General features: G+C 58.6%; 14 protein-coding genes, 2 tRNA genes and 3 pseudogenes. 1 reads left to right on the top strand and 18 read right to left on the bottom strand.

Translation table 11 applies throughout. The features are described 5' to 3' along the window. The 18 genes and pseudogenes from glmU to E4P82_RS14210 form a co-directional block, all read right to left on the bottom strand. Positions 1–348: pseudogene (gene glmU, locus E4P82_RS22245) on the bottom strand (bifunctional UDP-N-acetylglucosamine diphosphorylase/glucosamine-1-phosphate N-acetyltransferase GlmU); the annotation flags it as partial. After that, positions 332–898 (bottom strand): NTP transferase domain-containing protein, encoded by a 567-nt coding sequence (locus E4P82_RS22240; RefSeq protein WP_246327594.1) that lies wholly within the window; start codon positions 896–898, stop codon positions 332–334. The gene E4P82_RS22240 and the pseudogene glmU, both read right to left, overlap by 17 nt. A 178-nt stretch (positions 899–1,076) precedes the next feature. Continuing rightward, the gene (locus tag E4P82_RS14285) at positions 1,077–1,505 is read right to left on the bottom strand and encodes a F0F1 ATP synthase subunit epsilon (RefSeq protein WP_169249518.1); all 429 of its coding nucleotides are present in this window, start codon (positions 1,503–1,505) and stop codon (positions 1,077–1,079) included. 75 nt (positions 1,506–1,580) lie between these two features. After that, positions 1,581–2,957 carry a F0F1 ATP synthase subunit beta gene (gene atpD, locus E4P82_RS14280; protein WP_169249517.1) on the bottom strand — a complete coding sequence of 459 codons (1,377 nt, stop codon included), beginning with the start codon at positions 2,955–2,957 and terminating at the stop codon, positions 1,581–1,583. Positions 2,958–3,027: 70 nt separating this feature from the next. Further along, positions 3,028–3,892: pseudogene (gene atpG / locus E4P82_RS14275) on the bottom strand (F0F1 ATP synthase subunit gamma). A gap of 12 nt (positions 3,893–3,904) precedes the next feature. After that, positions 3,905–5,461: a F0F1 ATP synthase subunit alpha gene (atpA, locus tag E4P82_RS14270; RefSeq protein ID WP_169249516.1), complete on the bottom strand. Its 1,557-nt coding sequence runs from the start codon at positions 5,459–5,461 to the stop codon at positions 3,905–3,907. 15 nt (positions 5,462–5,476) lie between these two features. Further along, positions 5,477–6,052: a F0F1 ATP synthase subunit delta gene (locus E4P82_RS14265; protein ID WP_169249515.1), complete on the bottom strand. Its 576-nt coding sequence runs from the start codon at positions 6,050–6,052 to the stop codon at positions 5,477–5,479. Positions 6,053–6,069: 17 nt separating this feature from the next. Further along, positions 6,070–6,540 carry a F0F1 ATP synthase subunit B gene (locus tag E4P82_RS14260; RefSeq protein ID WP_169249514.1) on the bottom strand — a complete coding sequence of 157 codons (471 nt, stop codon included), beginning with the start codon at positions 6,538–6,540 and terminating at the stop codon, positions 6,070–6,072. Between the two features lie 53 nt (positions 6,541–6,593). Then, a complete protein-coding gene (atpE, locus tag E4P82_RS14255) occupies positions 6,594–6,881 on the bottom strand; it encodes a F0F1 ATP synthase subunit C (protein ID WP_169249513.1) in 288 nt (95 codons plus the stop codon). 101 nt (positions 6,882–6,982) lie between these two features. Beyond that, positions 6,983–7,751 (bottom strand): annotated as a pseudogene (gene atpB / locus E4P82_RS14250) (F0F1 ATP synthase subunit A). Beyond that, positions 7,748–8,128, bottom strand: coding sequence for an ATP synthase subunit I (locus tag E4P82_RS14245; protein ID WP_169249512.1), 381 nt, complete (start codon positions 8,126–8,128; stop codon positions 7,748–7,750). The pseudogene atpB and the gene E4P82_RS14245 overlap by 4 nt, the downstream one beginning before the upstream one ends. Before the next feature lie 209 nt (positions 8,129–8,337). After that, positions 8,338–9,204 carry a ParB/RepB/Spo0J family partition protein gene (locus tag E4P82_RS14240; protein WP_169249511.1) on the bottom strand — a complete coding sequence of 289 codons (867 nt, stop codon included), beginning with the start codon at positions 9,202–9,204 and terminating at the stop codon, positions 8,338–8,340. Further along, positions 9,201–10,001: a ParA family protein gene (locus E4P82_RS14235; RefSeq protein ID WP_169249510.1), complete on the bottom strand. Its 801-nt coding sequence runs from the start codon at positions 9,999–10,001 to the stop codon at positions 9,201–9,203. The genes E4P82_RS14240 and E4P82_RS14235 overlap by 4 nt, the downstream gene beginning before the upstream one ends. Positions 10,002–10,014: 13 nt before the next feature. After that, positions 10,015–10,650: a 16S rRNA (guanine(527)-N(7))-methyltransferase RsmG gene (rsmG, locus tag E4P82_RS14230; RefSeq protein ID WP_420887119.1), complete on the bottom strand. Its 636-nt coding sequence runs from the start codon at positions 10,648–10,650 to the stop codon at positions 10,015–10,017. A gap of 967 nt (positions 10,651–11,617) precedes the next feature. Continuing rightward, positions 11,618–11,694: transfer RNA gene (locus tag E4P82_RS14225), tRNA-Arg, on the bottom strand. A gap of 68 nt (positions 11,695–11,762) precedes the next feature. Continuing rightward, a tRNA-Ser gene (locus tag E4P82_RS14220) sits at positions 11,763–11,855 on the bottom strand. 73 nt (positions 11,856–11,928) lie between these two features. After that, positions 11,929–12,144, bottom strand: a complete 216-nt coding sequence (csrA, locus tag E4P82_RS14215) for a carbon storage regulator CsrA (protein WP_169249508.1) — start codon at positions 12,142–12,144, stop codon at positions 11,929–11,931. A gap of 135 nt (positions 12,145–12,279) precedes the next feature. After that, positions 12,280–13,512: an aspartate kinase gene (locus E4P82_RS14210; protein WP_169249507.1), complete on the bottom strand. Its 1,233-nt coding sequence runs from the start codon at positions 13,510–13,512 to the stop codon at positions 12,280–12,282. A 571-nt stretch (positions 13,513–14,083) separates the two neighbouring features. On the opposite strand from E4P82_RS14210, the gene E4P82_RS22880 reads away from it, so the two are divergent. Next, positions 14,084–14,524, top strand: a complete 441-nt coding sequence (locus tag E4P82_RS22880) for a delta-60 repeat domain-containing protein (protein ID WP_478219232.1) — start codon at positions 14,084–14,086, stop codon at positions 14,522–14,524. Positions 14,525–14,590: the final 66 nt, after the last annotated feature.

The following is a 14,590-nucleotide window of genomic DNA, read 5'->3' as shown; positions in this document are numbered from 1 at the left end:
CCGCAGCAGGCAAAACGGCCCGATCCGAACCCGGTCGCCCAGATGCACCGTCCCCTCGAACACCACATTGGCGTCGATCACCACATCCCGACCGGTGGTGACCGTGCCGCGCACATCCACACGCGCCGGGTCCAACAGGGTCGCGCCGCCACACATGAGCGCTTCGGCCTGCCGCCCCTGATAGCAGCGCTCCAACTCCGCCAGTTGCCGGCGATCGTTGACCCCCTGCGCCTCCGCCGGGTCGACCACCGTGAACGGCTCGATCGGCACGTCGTCGCGCACCGCCAGAGCCACCACATCGGTCAGATAATACTCGCCTTGGGCATTATCGTTACCCAGCCCGGCCACCCATCCGCGCAGCTTCGCTGCGGGCGCCGCCAGAATCCCGGTATTGACCTCGCGTAAATCGCGCTCCACCGGCGTGGCGTCTTTTTTCCTCGACGATACATCGCACCTGCCCCGAATCGTCGCGAACGATGCGGCCATAACCAGCCGGATCGGTCAATTCGACCGTCAGCAGCGCCAATCGGCCGCGCCGGGCCGCTTCCACCAGTGGCCGCAAGGTCTCGGCGCGGGTCAGGGGGACATCGCCGTACAGCACCAGCACCACGCCAGTCTCGGCCAACAGCGGCAAGGCTTGCGCCACCGCGTGTCCTGTACCTAGTTGCTCGGCTTGCTCTACCCAGAGCACTCCCTCCTCGCCCGCGCAGGCGGTCTTGACGGCCTCGCCCCCATGGCCGTACACCACGATCCGGGTAGCCGCCTCCAAACAGCTCGCCGTGGCCAACACATGGCCCAGCAACGGCTTGCCGCCTACCGCGTGCAACACCTTGGGTAAATCCGAAACCATGCGCTTGCCCTTACCGGCGGCAAGGATCACGACCGAAAGCTGCTGCATGACGGGTAGACCTCTCATCAACGTATTGCCAGCTATTGTAGCGAACGTCGCCCGTAAGATCGCCGGTTCCGGCCGCCGCGCCGACGACGAGCTTCCCTGTTGGGACGAAAAAACAAAAAAAGGCCGTGACAACGTCACGGCCCAGGGGGGTCGAACTTATTGTTGTTGTTAGCCGAAATTAACCTGATTTGCGCTGCTTACGCATCTTCGCGATAGTCTGCAACTGAGCGATCGCCTCGGCCAGTTCGACCTTGGCCCTGGCGAACTCGAACTCGCTCCGGCTATCGGCGATCACCTGCTCGGCGCGCTGCTTGGCGGATTGCGCGGCAACTTCGTCCAAATCCCTGGCTCGTTCCGCCGTATCGGACAGGATAGTCACCACATGGGGCTGGACTTCCAGCAATCCCCCCGACACGTAGAACAACTGCTCCTCACCGCCCAGCAGCCGAACCCGAACCTGACCAGGCTTCAACCGAGTCAGCAGTTGGCTGTGGCGCGGCAAAATGCCCAACTCGCCCAATTCACCTGGCGCGGTCACCATCTCGACGGCTCCGGAGAACAATTCTTTCTCCGCGCTGACGATGTCGACGTGCAGTGTCATGGCCATGGTGCATCCTCTTGTCGGTTGCGAATGGAGCGCGGCGGTCCCGGAGACGATACGCCGCTCCGGACCGCAACCCCATTACAGCTTGTTGGCCTTTTCCACGGCTTCGTCAATCGAGCCGACCATGTAGAACGCTTGCTCGGGCAGGCTATCATACTCACCGGCCACAATGCCCTTGAACGCCGCAATGGTGTCCTTGAGCGCCACATATTTACCAGGCGAACCGGTGAACACCTCGGCCACGAAGAACGGCTGCGACAGGAAGCGCTGAATCTTGCGCGCACGCGCCACCACCAGCTTATCCTCCTCGGACAATTCGTCCATGCCCAAAATGGCAATGATATCCTTCAATTCCTTGTAGCGTTGCAGCGTACTCTGCACCGCGCGGGCGGTGTCGTAGTGGTCCTGCCCCACCACCAGCGGATCCAACTGTCGGGACGTGGAATCCAGCGGGTCCACCGCCGGATAGATGCCTAGTTCGGAAATCTGACGGGACAGCACCACCGTGGCGTCCAGGTGAGCGAAGGTGGTGGCCGGCGACGGATCGGTCAGGTCGTCGGCGGGCACGTACACCGCCTGGATGGAGGTGATGGATCCGGTCTTGGTCGAGGTAATGCGCTCCTGCAATACGCCCATTTCCTCGGCCAAGGTTGGCTGATAGCCCACCGCGGAGGGCATGCGACCCAACAATGCGGAGCACTCGGTGCCGGCCAGGGTATAGCGGTAGATGTTATCCACGAACAACAGTACGTCACGGCCTTCGTCGCGGAAGTTCTCGGCGATACTCAGACCGGTCAGGGCCACGCGCAACCGGTTGCCCGGCGGCTCGTTCATCTGGCCATAGACCAGGGCCACCTTGTCCAGCACGTTCGAATCCTTCATCTCATGATAGAAGTCGTTGCCTTCGCGGGTCCGTTCGCCCACGCCGGCAAACACCGAATACCCCGAGTGCTCGATGGCGATATTGCGGATTAGCTCCATCATGTTGACGGTCTTGCCCACGCCGGCGCCACCGAACAGGCCCACCTTGCCACCCTTGGCGAACGGGCAGAGCAGATCGATGACCTTGATACCGGTTTCCAGCAGCTCGGTCGCGCCCGATTGGTCCTCATAGCTGGGCGCTGGCTGATGGATGGCGCGGTAGGTGTCGGTCTCCACCGGCCCTTTATGGTCGATCGGTATCCCCAACACGTTCATGATCCGGCCCAGAGTGGGCGTGCCCACTGGCACCGAGATCGGCGCTTCGGTGTTGGAGACGACCATGTTGCGCTTCAGTCCTTCGGACGCTCCCATGGCGATGGTGCGGACCACGCCATCACCCAACTGCTGCTGCACTTCCAGGATCAGCCCGTTTTCATCGAGACGCAGCGCGTCGTAGATCTTAGGCACCGACCCGCGGGGGAACTCGACATCCACCACCGCGCCGATGATTTGCACCACATTGCCAGAACTCATGCTTTGGGTTCCTCTTATAACTTGTTTCACCGCGTGTCCGCCTCAGAGGAAGCAGACGCGCGCCGTGACCTTACACCGCCGCCGCGCCACCCACGATCTCGGCCAGTTCCTGGGTAATCGACGCCTGCCGGGCCTTGTTGTAGATCAGTTGCAACTCATCGATCAGGGCCCCAGCATTGTCAGTTGCGCTCTTCATGGCCACCATGCGGGAAGCCATCTCGCAGGCGACATTTTCCACCAGTGCCTGATACACCACGGATTCGCCGTAACGTCGCAACAGCAGCTCGATGAGCTCCTTGGGATCGGGTTCGTAGATATAATCCCAACGATGAGTAGGCGCGGCTTCCTTCACCTCGGCGGTGACCGGCACCAGTTGCTCGACTTTGGGCTTCTGGCTCATGGTGTTGACGAATTCGTTATACACCAAGTAGATAGCGTCCACTCGTCCCTCCGTGAACGCATCGGCCATAATCTTGACCGGGCCGAGCACATCCTCGAAACGGGGTGCATCGCCCAAATGGGAAACGTGAGCGACAATATTACCTTTCAGCCGACGGAAAAACTGAAATGCCTTGGTGCCGATCGTGCAGATATCGATCTCCACCCCCTGGTTACGCCATTGCTGCATGGCAACAATGGCGGTCTTGAACAGGTTGGTATTCAGCCCCCCCGCACAGGCCGCGGTCGGTCGAAACCACGATGAGCCCAACACGCTTGACCTCACGCTCCACCAGTCCCGGGCTGCGATACTCGGTATACGCATGGGCCAGGTGCGAGATGACGTTGCGAATCTTGGTCGCATAAGGCCGAGCGGCTCGCATGCGCTCCTGCGCCTTGCGCATTTTGCTCGCCGCCACCATTTCCATGGCTTTGGTGATCTTCTGAGTACTTTTGATACTCTTGATTTTGGTTCGTATCTCTTTGGCACCGGCCATGCTGCACCCCGTTTAGACGAAGTGGGCTCTGAAATCTTCCACGACCTTTTTGATGCCGCTTTCGATCTCATCGTTGTAGTCGCCCGTCGCGTTGATCTGGTCGATCAAGGCGGCGTGGTTGGCCCGTGCGAACGCCAGCAACCCGGCTTCGAAGTCGCCGATCTTGTTGAGCGGCACATCGTCCAGATAGCCCCGATCCACCGAGTACAGCGAGATGCCCATCTCGGCCACCGACATCGGCGAATACTGCTTCTGTTTCATCAACTCGGTCGCCCGCTGGCCACGTTCGAGCTGCTTGCGGGTCGCCTCGTCCAGGTCGGAAGCAAACTGGGCGAAGGCCGCCAGCTCGCGATACTGCGCCAAGGCCAAGCGGATACCGCCACCCAGCTTCTTGATGATCTTGGTCTGGGCGGCGCCGCCGACCCGGGACACCGAGAGACCTGGATTGATGGCGGGCCGGATGCCAGCGTTGAACAAGTCGGTTTCCAGGAAAATCTGGCCGTCGGTAATCGAGATCACGTTGGTGGGCACGAACGCCGATACGTCACCGGCCTGGGTTTCGATGATCGGCAGAGCGGTCAACGAACCGGTTTGGCCCTTCACCGCGCCATTGGTCAGCCGCTCGACTTCATCGGCATTGATGCGGGAGGCCCGTTCCAACAGGCGGGAATGCAGATAGAACACGTCACCGGGGAAAGCTTCACGACCCGGCGGACGGCGCAGCAGCAGCGAGACCTGGCGATAGGCCACGGCCTGCTTGGACAGGTCATCATAGACGATGAGGGCATCCTGGCCGCGGTCGCGGAAGTACTCGCCCATCGCGCAGCCGGAGTATGGCGCGGTGTACAGCATCGCGGCCGACTCGGAGGCACTGGCGGCGACCACGATGGTATGATCCATCGCGCCGTGTTCTTCCAGCTTGCGCACCACGTTGGCGATCGACGAGTTCTTCTGACCGATCGCCACATAAATGCACTTGATGCCCGTGCCCTTCTGATTGATGATCGCGTCGACCGCTACCGCAGTCTTGCCGGTCTGACGGTCGCCGATGATCAACTCGCGCTGGCCACGACCAATCGGCACCATGGCGTCGATGGCCTTCAGACCGGTTTGCACCGGCTGGCTGACCGATTGACGCTCGATAACGCCAGGAGCGATGACCTCGACGGGCGAGGTCTCCGTGGCATTGATCGGTCCCTTGCCATCGATCGGCTGACCAAGAGAATTGACCACGCGTCCCAACAGCGCCTCGCCCACCGGCACCTCAAGGATGCGGCCAGTGCAAAGCGCTTTGTCGCCTTCCGCCAAGTGTTCGAAGTCGCCCAGAATCACGGCGCCAACGGAATCCCGCTCCAGGTTCATGGCGAGACCGTAGGTGACCGGGTCGCCTTCCCGAGGTGACGGGAACTCGATCATTTCACCCTGCATCGCGTTGTCGAGGCCATAAATCCGGGCAATGCCGTCGGCCAAGCTGACGATGGTGCCTTCCGTGCGGGCTTCGGCGGTCGCCTGGTAACCTTGCAGGCGCTGCCGAATCAGATCGCTGATTTCGGATGGTTTGAGTTGCATAAAACGGTTTTCCCCCTACTGGCTTAAGGCCATGGCGAGTTTGTCCAGCCGGCCGCGCGCCGAACCGTCGATCACCAGATCGCCGACCCGAATCACCGCGCCCGCGATCAGCGACTCATCTTGCTTGCAGTCCAGCACAATGTCGCGCTTGAACCTCGCCTTAAGTGCCTTGATCACGATCTTGCGCTGGGCGGCGGTCACGGCGGCGGCACTGACAAGCTCGGCGTGAACGGTGCTTTCCGCCTCCGCGCGCAACCGCTCGAACAGAACGGCGATACTGGGAAGTTGGTGCAGGCGATGGTTCTCGGCCAGCACCTTAAGGAAGGTGACGAATGCGTCCGGCGCTTCCACGCCGCCGCGGACATCGCGGCATAACCCCCCGACCAAGTCGGCTTTCTGCTCGCCGCGCAGCACGGGGTTCCAGGGTCCCAGCAAGCGGTGCAGGGTAGGATCGGCCGCGATGGCGGCGGCTACCCGCAACAGCTCGGACCAGAGCGGCAATTCCCGCGCGGCTTGAGCGTCCTCGAACGCGGCGCGGGCATATGGCCGAGCGGCGGCGGTGGGTCGGACGACGGTTGTCGTTTCAGCCATTGGCGTGGTCCGTGTGGTTAGAGCTGCGCGACCAGATCATCCAACATGGCGGCATTAGCCGCTTCGTCAACCTCGCGCTTGAGAATCTTGCCAGCACCAGCGACGGCGAGATTGACGACTTGACCGCGAAGTTGCTCGCGGGCGCGGTTGACCTCCTGCTCGATCTCCGCTTGGGCGGCGGCGAGCTGGCGGCTGCCCTCGACGCGGGCATCCAGTTTCGATTGCTCGATGATTTCGTTGGCGCGCTTGTTGGCTTGGGCAACGATGTCGGCGGCTTGCTGTTTGGCTTCCTTGAGCATCTGCGCGGCCTTGGCCTGAGCCAGTTCCTGCTCGTGGACCCCGCGCTCGGCGGAGGCCAAGCCGTCGGCGATACGCTTCTGGCGGTCCTGCATGGCCTGGATGATCGGCGGCCATACATACTTCATGGTAAACAGCACCAGAAGGCCGAACGTGATCATCTGCCCAATAAGCGTGGCATTGAAGTTCACGCGGTTACCTCCTCAGCTATACGGATTGGCGTATTGATCGGAAACCCCGAAGATCAATGGCTCAGAGCCTGCTGCACCGGGCCGAGGAACGGGTTGGCGAAGGTGAAGAACAGCGCGATACCGACGCCGATCATGGTCACCGCGTCGAGCAAACCGGCGACGATGAACATCTTGACCTGCAGCGCGGGGATCATTTCCGGCTGACGCGCGGCGCCTTCCAGAAACTTGCCGCCCAACAGGGCAAAACCGATGGCGGTTCCCAGCGCGCCCAGGCCCAGAATCAGAGCCACGGCGATAACGGTCATACCCTGCACGTTGGCAATCAGGCTTGCAGCTTCCATTATTGTCTCCCGTTTAGAGGTTTGGGGTGTGGTAAAAAAAACAGTCTTAGGTTGGCGAAACCGGTCCTGTCGCGGAAGGAGCCGGCTCCGGAACGATCCGCTTAGTGATCCTCATGCGCCATGCTGAGATAGACGATGGTCAGCACCATGAAGATAAACGCTTGCAGGGTGATGACGAGGATGTGGAACACCGCCCATGGCCAGCCCAGCGTAAACTGAATCCACCAGGGCAACAACGCGATCAGAATGAAAATCAGCTCGCCGGCGTAGAGGTTGCCGAACAAACGCAGACCGAGTGAAATGGGCTTGGCCAAATCCTCGACAATCCGCAACAACAGATTGAAGGGCATAAGCCACTTACCGAAAGGATGGGTCAATACTTCCATTGCGAAATGCACCGGACCCTTGACCTTGATGCTGTAGTAATAAACCAGCAGCAACACCGAAATCGACATGCCGAACGTCGAATTCAGATCGGTGGACGGTACTGAACGCAGATAATGAATACCGAATAGACCAGCGATGGAGGGCAATAGATCCACTGGCACCAAATCCATGGCGTTCCACAGAAATACCCAGACGAAGATGGTCAGTGCCAGTGGGGCAATCACTGGATTACGGCCGTGAAACGAATCTTTAACCTGAGTATCGACAAAATCGACCATGATTTCGCAGAAATTCTGTAGCGGCCCCGGCACGCCGCTGGTAGCCGATTTCGCGGCTTTCATGAACAGCCACAGGAATAGCGCTCCCAGACTGATCGAAAAAAAACAGGGTGTCGACATGAAGCGCCCAAAACCCTTCGCCAATCTTGAGATTGGTCAAATGGTGGACGATGTATCCCGTTGCGGAATGACCACTTTCGCTCATAGCGTCCTCACCGAAGCGTCGTATGTGAAGGGTAATGCCAGCCAGTACGCCATCAGCGCCGCCATATACGCCAGCAAGAGCGGAAGGGGTGAAACATCGAACCAGAGCAAGGCGATGCTCAACAGAACAACCGTCAGCAGCATCTTGACGACTTCGCCCACATAGAACGCTCGGGCGATTTTAGCGGCGGGTGCGCCAATACGGACCGCAAAGACCTTACTGGCAAAATACAGGGTGGCAACAATGCTGATACCGCCTCCAACCAACGCGGAGTAAGCGGCCTGAAGGCTGTTGAAGGCAAATGAAACAATAGCGGCCAACAGCGTGACGAGCAGTTGGATGATAATAATTTTTCGGGTGACCTGTTTTGCGCCCATGGTTCGCATTGGTTCTAATTGTCTGGATACCACAGTGCGCCGGGCATCTTTAGTGATTCAATTATTCGTCTATTCTGATTATGAAATTCTTTTCTCCACGCAGCACCGAAGCCTTCCTGGCATCCTCTGTCCACGGCCTTTCCCCAACAGCGCGGAGTGGCAAGAATTATAGGGAATTTGCCGTATCGGGGTCAACGAAAATTACCACATTATTTGACACGGGTAATGATGCCATCCAACTCGTCCAGCGAGTTGTAGTGGATCACCACGCGCCCCTTGCCAGAGGCGTTGTGCCGCACCTGCACCCGTGCGCACAGCCGCTCCGACAAATTGTCTTGCAGCCGACGCAGGTCGGGATCGGCCGGCTTCGCTGGCGGGGACGGCGCGATGACGGACTGCCGCAGGCGACGCACCAGACTCTCGGTCTCCCGCGCCGACAGCCCGCGCAGCAACACTTGATGGGCGGCCTCCCGCTGCAGGGGAGGCGATAACGACAGCAGCGCGCGCGCGTGCCCCATGTCCAGCTTGCGCTCTCGCACCAACTGCTGCACTTCCTCGGTCAATTCCAACAACCGCAACAGGTTGCTGACCGCCGCCCGCGACCTCCCCACCGCTTCGGCGGTCTGCTGGTGGGTCAGCGCGAACTCCGCGGCCAACCGCTGGAGGGCGACGGCTTCCTCCAGGGGATTGAGGTCCTCGCGCTGGATATTCTCGATCAGGGCCACGGCGATGGCCGCCTGATCCGGCACTTCACGGATCACGGCCGGCACCTCGCGCAAACCGGCGAGCTGCGCCGCCCGCCAGCGCCGCTCGCCGGCGATCAGTTCGTAACGATCCTCTCCCAGCGGTCGCACCAACAACGGCTGTACTACTCCCTGGGCGCGGATGGATTCAGCCAAATCTTGTAGGGTGTCCTCGCGCAGGTCCAGTCGCGGCTGATAACGACCCCGACAGATTCGTTCGACCGGTAACTGCCGCAGGGTTTCGGCCGGTGGCGGATCGAGTGGTGCCTCGCCGCGCGCCGCGCCCAGCAGGACGTCCAGGCCTCGGCCCAGGCCCCCTTTTCTCTTGATCATGCACCCGCCTCCTTCATTGCGGGAGCGACGGATCGCCGCAACCGTTTCCTCAATTCCCGCGCCAGCTCCCGGTAGCTTTGCGCACCGCGCGAGCTGTCGTCGTAATGGATGATCGGCAGGCCGTAGCTGGGAGCTTCGGCCAAGCGCACGTTGCGGGGAATCAGCGTCTCGAACACCGCCTCGCCGAAGTGCTCGACGATCTGGGCGGATACATCGTTGGCCAGCCGGTTGCGCGGATCGAACATGGTCCGCACCACCCCCTCGATGCGTAAGCCGGGGTTGGTGGAACGGCGTACTTTTTCAATGGTATCGAGCAGCGCCGACAAGCCCTCCAGCGCGTAGTATTCGCATTGAACGGGGACAATGATCGACTGAGCGGCGGTCAAGGCATTGACGGTCAGCATGTTCAGCGACGGCGGACAGTCGATCAGAATCACATCGAAGTTCCACGCCACTGGAGCAAGCGTGTCGCGCAAACGGTTGGGGGCATTGTCCGTTTTCAGCAGGTTGACCTCGGCGGCGGTCAGGTCGCCGTTGGCCGGCAATAATTGCATTTGTGCTTTTTCGATCCACCGCAGCGCTTCGGTCAGGGTAGCTTCGCCCAACAACACGTCGTAGCTGGTGGCGGTGACGGCATGCTTATCCACACCACAGCCCATGGTGGCGTTACCCTGGGGGTCGAGATCGACCAGCAGCACGTTTTGCCGCAGCGCGGCCAGACAAGCGGCCAGATTGACGGCAGTGGTCGTTTTGCCGACCCCGCCCTTTTGATTGGCAATTGCAATGATGGTGGCCATGGATGTAGCGAACTCAATCTCGGCGGGCGGGAGTCAAATGGACCAGATGGCGTTCGGCATCCAGGTCCGGGACCTGGAGCGGGTAAACGCCGACCACATTATAGCCGGACGGCAAACGGGCCAACTCGTCATCGGGAAAAACCCCTTTCATCGCCAGCAACCGACCTTCGGGCGCGCACAACCGCCCGGCTTCCGCCACCATCTCCGCCAGGGTAGCGAAAGCGCGCGACACCACACTGTTCATTAATATCGCCGGTCGATAGTCCTCGATCCGGCTGCGTACCACGCTCACGTTCGCCAGCTTCAGTTCGGCGACGACCTGATTCATAAAGCGGGTACGTTTGCCGTTGCTATCCAACAGGACAAATTCGAAATCCGGTTGGACGATCGCCAGAGGGATGCCTGGCAAGCCGGCGCCGCTGCCCACATCTAGTACCCGTATGCCTTCCAGCCAGGGCAAAATCGACAGGCTGTCCAGCACATGCCGGACCACCATCGCCTTTGGATCGCGCACGGCGGTGAGGTTATAGGCGCGGTTCCAGCGCTCCAGCAGGCTTAGAAAAACCGCTAGTCGTGCACCAGTGCCCGCCCGCAACCGCACCTCCAACCGCTCGCACCCCTCGATGATGGATTGTTCGATGTTCATCAATCGCCGTTATCGCCGTCGTCCGCGTGCTTTAAAGTCAGTCGTTTATTGTAACATGCTAGTTGGTCATTACAGGGATAAACGTACTGGCCAACCCAACCCTATCCTGCAATCTTCATCCTCGCCGCTACGCCTATCCTCCCAGACATCGCCTCCCAAGGTTCACCCAATCAGGACTTAGATCATCCGACTCTGACTTCCCCCACAAAGGCCGAAGAATCGGATATTTCATGGTAGACAAAGGTTTTGTCGCTCTCGATTCAAGACGACTATCGCTCGATCATCTTAATCGCTTCCACTGGATCAGATCCGTTTCGTTTTTATTCATTCAATAAAACTCCAAGCATTGAATGCTTCGTCAACTTACCGCAACTTTTCTCATGCATTCAATGCAACCGATAAATCGATTTATATAAATTATGGAGTGGCTCTTGTTCAATACCAGGGCATCCATCGATATTAACGTATACGACCCAAGAAAGAAGAACAACGATGGAGCGCGTCAAATTCACTTTTTTAGTAGCAGATCGAATTATAAATAATCGTTCTCAATTATAACGATGCGGGAAGAAAAGAATGATAATTTCGCGGGTTTCTGGAAAATGAAAGCATTTTTACAGACTCGCCATCCGAGACACTGGTAGAAGCTCGTACTGCTGAACCACCCAATGCGGTTGATGCCACCACGCCTCGAACAAGCGACTTGCGCTGGACAAGAATCAACATGGCGCTCCGTGTAAAAGGATTCTTAGCCATGGACAGGCAAAGGATGCGGGTCAAGAGAAGATGGGCGCTGACATCGTCACGCGGTTCCAGGGCGTGGACCATAGCCTGGCGGGTACACTGATACAGAACCAGTCGTGGCCAAACCACCCCCTGTCGGCGATGGGCCACCAAAGTTCATATTTCGTCCCGTTCCAAGAACTCAAACAAAAAGCCCAGGCAATTTTGCCTGGGCTTTTTGTTGATTTGGCGCGCCCGGAGAGATTCGAACTCCCGACCACCTGGTTCGTAGCCAGGTACTCTATCCAACTGAGCTACGGGCGCGTAAGCGGGGACGCGGATTATGCGGACTGAGCCAAACCTTGTCAATTTCCGCGCGATTCGAAAAATGCTGGCGGAGAGAGAGGGATTCGAACCCTCGATGGAGCTTTTAACCCCATACTCCCTTAGCAGGGGAGCGCCTTCAGCCGCTCGGCCATCTCTCCGAAAAATGCCCGCGAGCGGGCATTGTGGATTGCTAAGGATACCGGTTGAAACCACCGGCGTAAAGCCCTGATTTCAAGCTTCCTGACCCGGTTGCGGCTGGCTGGTCGCATGGGCGGAATCGTCCTGCTCGCGTTTGATCCGCTCGTAAATTTCCTCGCGGTGTACCGCAATATCCTTGGGGGCGTTGACCCCAATACGAACCTGATTACCTTTCACGCCCAGCACGGTCACGGTTACCTCGTCACCGATCATCAGCGTTTCTCCAACTCTGCGTGTCAGAATCAACATGTCAAGCTACTCCTTGTTTTCCATCAACAGCCCCCAGGGCATCTTGCGGTTTTGAACAGTCCGCGCCTGCAATTGCTCCACTTGTCCGACGGATCCAACCCCGCGAACAAGAGACTCGCGGGTACAGGTCTGTTTTCAAGCCGCTTTTTCCAACCCGAACGCCTCGTGCAAGGCACGCACGCCCAGCTCCAGATATTTTTCGTCGATCACCACCGAAATCTTGATCTCGGAGGTCGAAATCATGCGGATGTTGATGCCTTCCCTCGCCAACGCCTCGAACATCTTACTGGCCACGCCAGCGTGGGAGCGCATGCCGATGCCGACCAGGGAAAGCTTGGCAATCTTGCCGTCACCGGAGACCTCGCGAGCGCCGAGCCGGGTGGCCTGCTCGTTCAGAATCTCCAGTGTCCGCTCGTAGTCGTTGCGATGTACCGTAAAGGTGAAATCGGTGGTACCGTCGCGACCGATGTTCTGGATGATCATATCGACTTCGATATTGGCGGCGGACACCGACCCCAGAATGCTAAAAGCGATGCCCGGCCGGTCGGGGACACCCTGCACGGTGAGCTTGGCCTCGTCGCGGTTGAAGGCGATACCGGAAATCAGCACGTTCTCCATCTGCTTCGCCTCGTTGGCTTCCTCAAAGGTAATCAAGGTGCCCGGACCTTCCTGAAAGGAGGAGAGCACTCGTAATGGGACATTGTGTTTGCCGGCGAATTCCACCGAGCGGATCTGCAGCACCTTGGAGCCCAGGCTGGCCATCTCCAGCATTTCCTCGAAGGTGATGCGATCCAGCCGTCGCGCTTCGGGAACCACCCGGGGATCGGTGGTGTAAACGCCGTCCACATCGGTGTAAATCTGGCACTCGTCGGCTTTCAGCGCGGCGGCCAGCGCGACACCGGTGGTATCGGAACCGCCCCGGCCCAAGGTGGTGATGTTGCCATCCTCGTCCACGCCCTGAAAGCCCGCCACCACCACCACCCGACCGGCGTCGAGATCGGCGCGGATGGAGTCGGCCTTGATGTCCTGAATGCGCGCCTTGTTATGAGCGTTGTCGGTGAGAATGCGGGCCTGACCACCGGTGTAGGAGCGGGCTGGGCAACCGCGTTTTTCCAGGGCGATACAAAGCAAAGCAATCGTGACCTGCTCGCCAGTGGCCAACAGCACATCCAGCTCGCGCGGGCTGGGACGAGAAGTGATGTTTTTGGCCAAACCGATCAGCCGGTCCGTTTCGCCGCTCATGGCGGACACGACGACCACGACTTGATGGCCACGCCCACGCCAGTCGATGACCTTGTTCGCGACGTTTTCGATCCGTTCGGTGTTACCCACCGAGGTACCACCGTATTTCTGTACGATAAGCCCCATGTGTCCTCAGTCCTTTCAGAAGCGAATCTGACCCAAAGCGATACGGCTGCCGGGGTCACCGTAAGGCCGCCGATTATAACGAAAGGCTGGCTATCTCCAAATAATTCCCGTGCCGCAATGCATCAACACGCACATCCGCCATGCCAGCAAAAATTGTAATTTATTATATACAATGGTCATAAAAATAACGGCCATCATGTTCGCTACAAGCATTCTTGAATAGCCAATCCGCCCAGTATTTAAATATAACATTTAATTTTCAATAAGTTATATATAAAAAAATGGCCAGCAAATATGCGTGTATCTTTGTCTGATACATTTTCAGATGATAAAACCGCCTAATTAAATGGTTAGTATTATATATGTTTAATTGACATAGCCAATAATCGCATAAATTATAGTCAATTTATTTTCTATGATATTGTTTTTGTTTGAAATTTAATTTCATTTCTCATCATTCATGCATTTAAATTAAAATTGACTGTATTCTTTCGATATAAAAATTTGATTATCGGCTCCACACCGTCTGTCAGCTCGCCTAAATTCTTGACATAACTATCTTGGTTGATATATGGAGTTCCAAATAATGACATGGCTCTTCCTAGTTCGGTCACAAGCTAGCGCCGGGAGCGGCTATGGCCGTACCAGCGCTCTGCTCACCCTGCTGGTGGCGCTGCTGCTGGGGACAGGTCTTGTTCGGCCGGCGCCGGCGGCAGTCGAGGTACTCGCCGCCCCCGATCTCGGGTTGATGGTAGGCGGTGGTGTGGTGCTGGCCATTGCCCGACAGTCGGATGGCAAGCTCATCATTGGCGGCGCCTTCGATATAGTCGATGGGGTTCCGCGCCGGAACATCGCCCGTCTCAACGCCGATGGCAGCCTGGACGCCACCTGGAATCCCGGCGCGAGCAACGTAGTGAACGCCCTTGGCGGTGGACGGCAGCAACAACGTCTATGTCGGCGAGNGNGTTCACCACCCTCGGCGGGCAGAGTCGCAACAGCATCGCCCGCGTGACCAGCGCCGGGGCGGTCGATACCTCCTGGTATCCCGGCGACGGCGCGAACGGCGCAGTGTATGCCC

The organism is Candidatus Competibacter phosphatis, from assembly GCF_012939995.1.
In the GTDB taxonomy this organism is placed as follows: domain Bacteria; phylum Pseudomonadota; class Gammaproteobacteria; order Competibacterales; family Competibacteraceae; genus Competibacter; species Competibacter phosphatis.
This window is presented reverse-complemented; position numbering and strand designations above follow the sequence as displayed.

Coding starts and splice junctions, on each gene's coding strand:
- E4P82_RS22240 (WP_246327594.1), bottom strand. CDS start 898: ATGCAGCAGCTTTCGGTCGTGATCCTTGCCGCCGGTAAGGGCAAGCGC.
- E4P82_RS14285 (WP_169249518.1), bottom strand. CDS start 1,505: ATGGCCATGACACTGCACGTCGACATCGTCAGCGCGGAGAAAGAATTG.
- atpD (WP_169249517.1), bottom strand. CDS start 2,957: ATGAGTTCTGGCAATGTGGTGCAAATCATCGGCGCGGTGGTGGATGTC.
- atpA (WP_169249516.1), bottom strand. CDS start 5,461: ATGCAACTCAAACCATCCGAAATCAGCGATCTGATTCGGCAGCGCCTG.
- E4P82_RS14265 (WP_169249515.1), bottom strand. CDS start 6,052: ATGGCTGAAACGACAACCGTCGTCCGACCCACCGCCGCCGCTCGGCCA.
- atpE (WP_169249513.1), bottom strand. CDS start 6,881: ATGGAAGCTGCAAGCCTGATTGCCAACGTGCAGGGTATGACCGTTATC.
- E4P82_RS14245 (WP_169249512.1), bottom strand. CDS start 8,128: ATGGGCGCAAAACAGGTCACCCGAAAAATTATTATCATCCAACTGCTC.
- E4P82_RS14240 (WP_169249511.1), bottom strand. CDS start 9,204: ATGATCAAGAGAAAAGGGGGCCTGGGCCGAGGCCTGGACGTCCTGCTG.
- E4P82_RS14235 (WP_169249510.1), bottom strand. CDS start 10,001: ATGGCCACCATCATTGCAATTGCCAATCAAAAGGGCGGGGTCGGCAAA.
- csrA (WP_169249508.1), bottom strand. CDS start 12,144: ATGTTGATTCTGACACGCAGAGTTGGAGAAACGCTGATGATCGGTGAC.
- E4P82_RS14210 (WP_169249507.1), bottom strand. CDS start 13,512: ATGGGGCTTATCGTACAGAAATACGGTGGTACCTCGGTGGGTAACACC.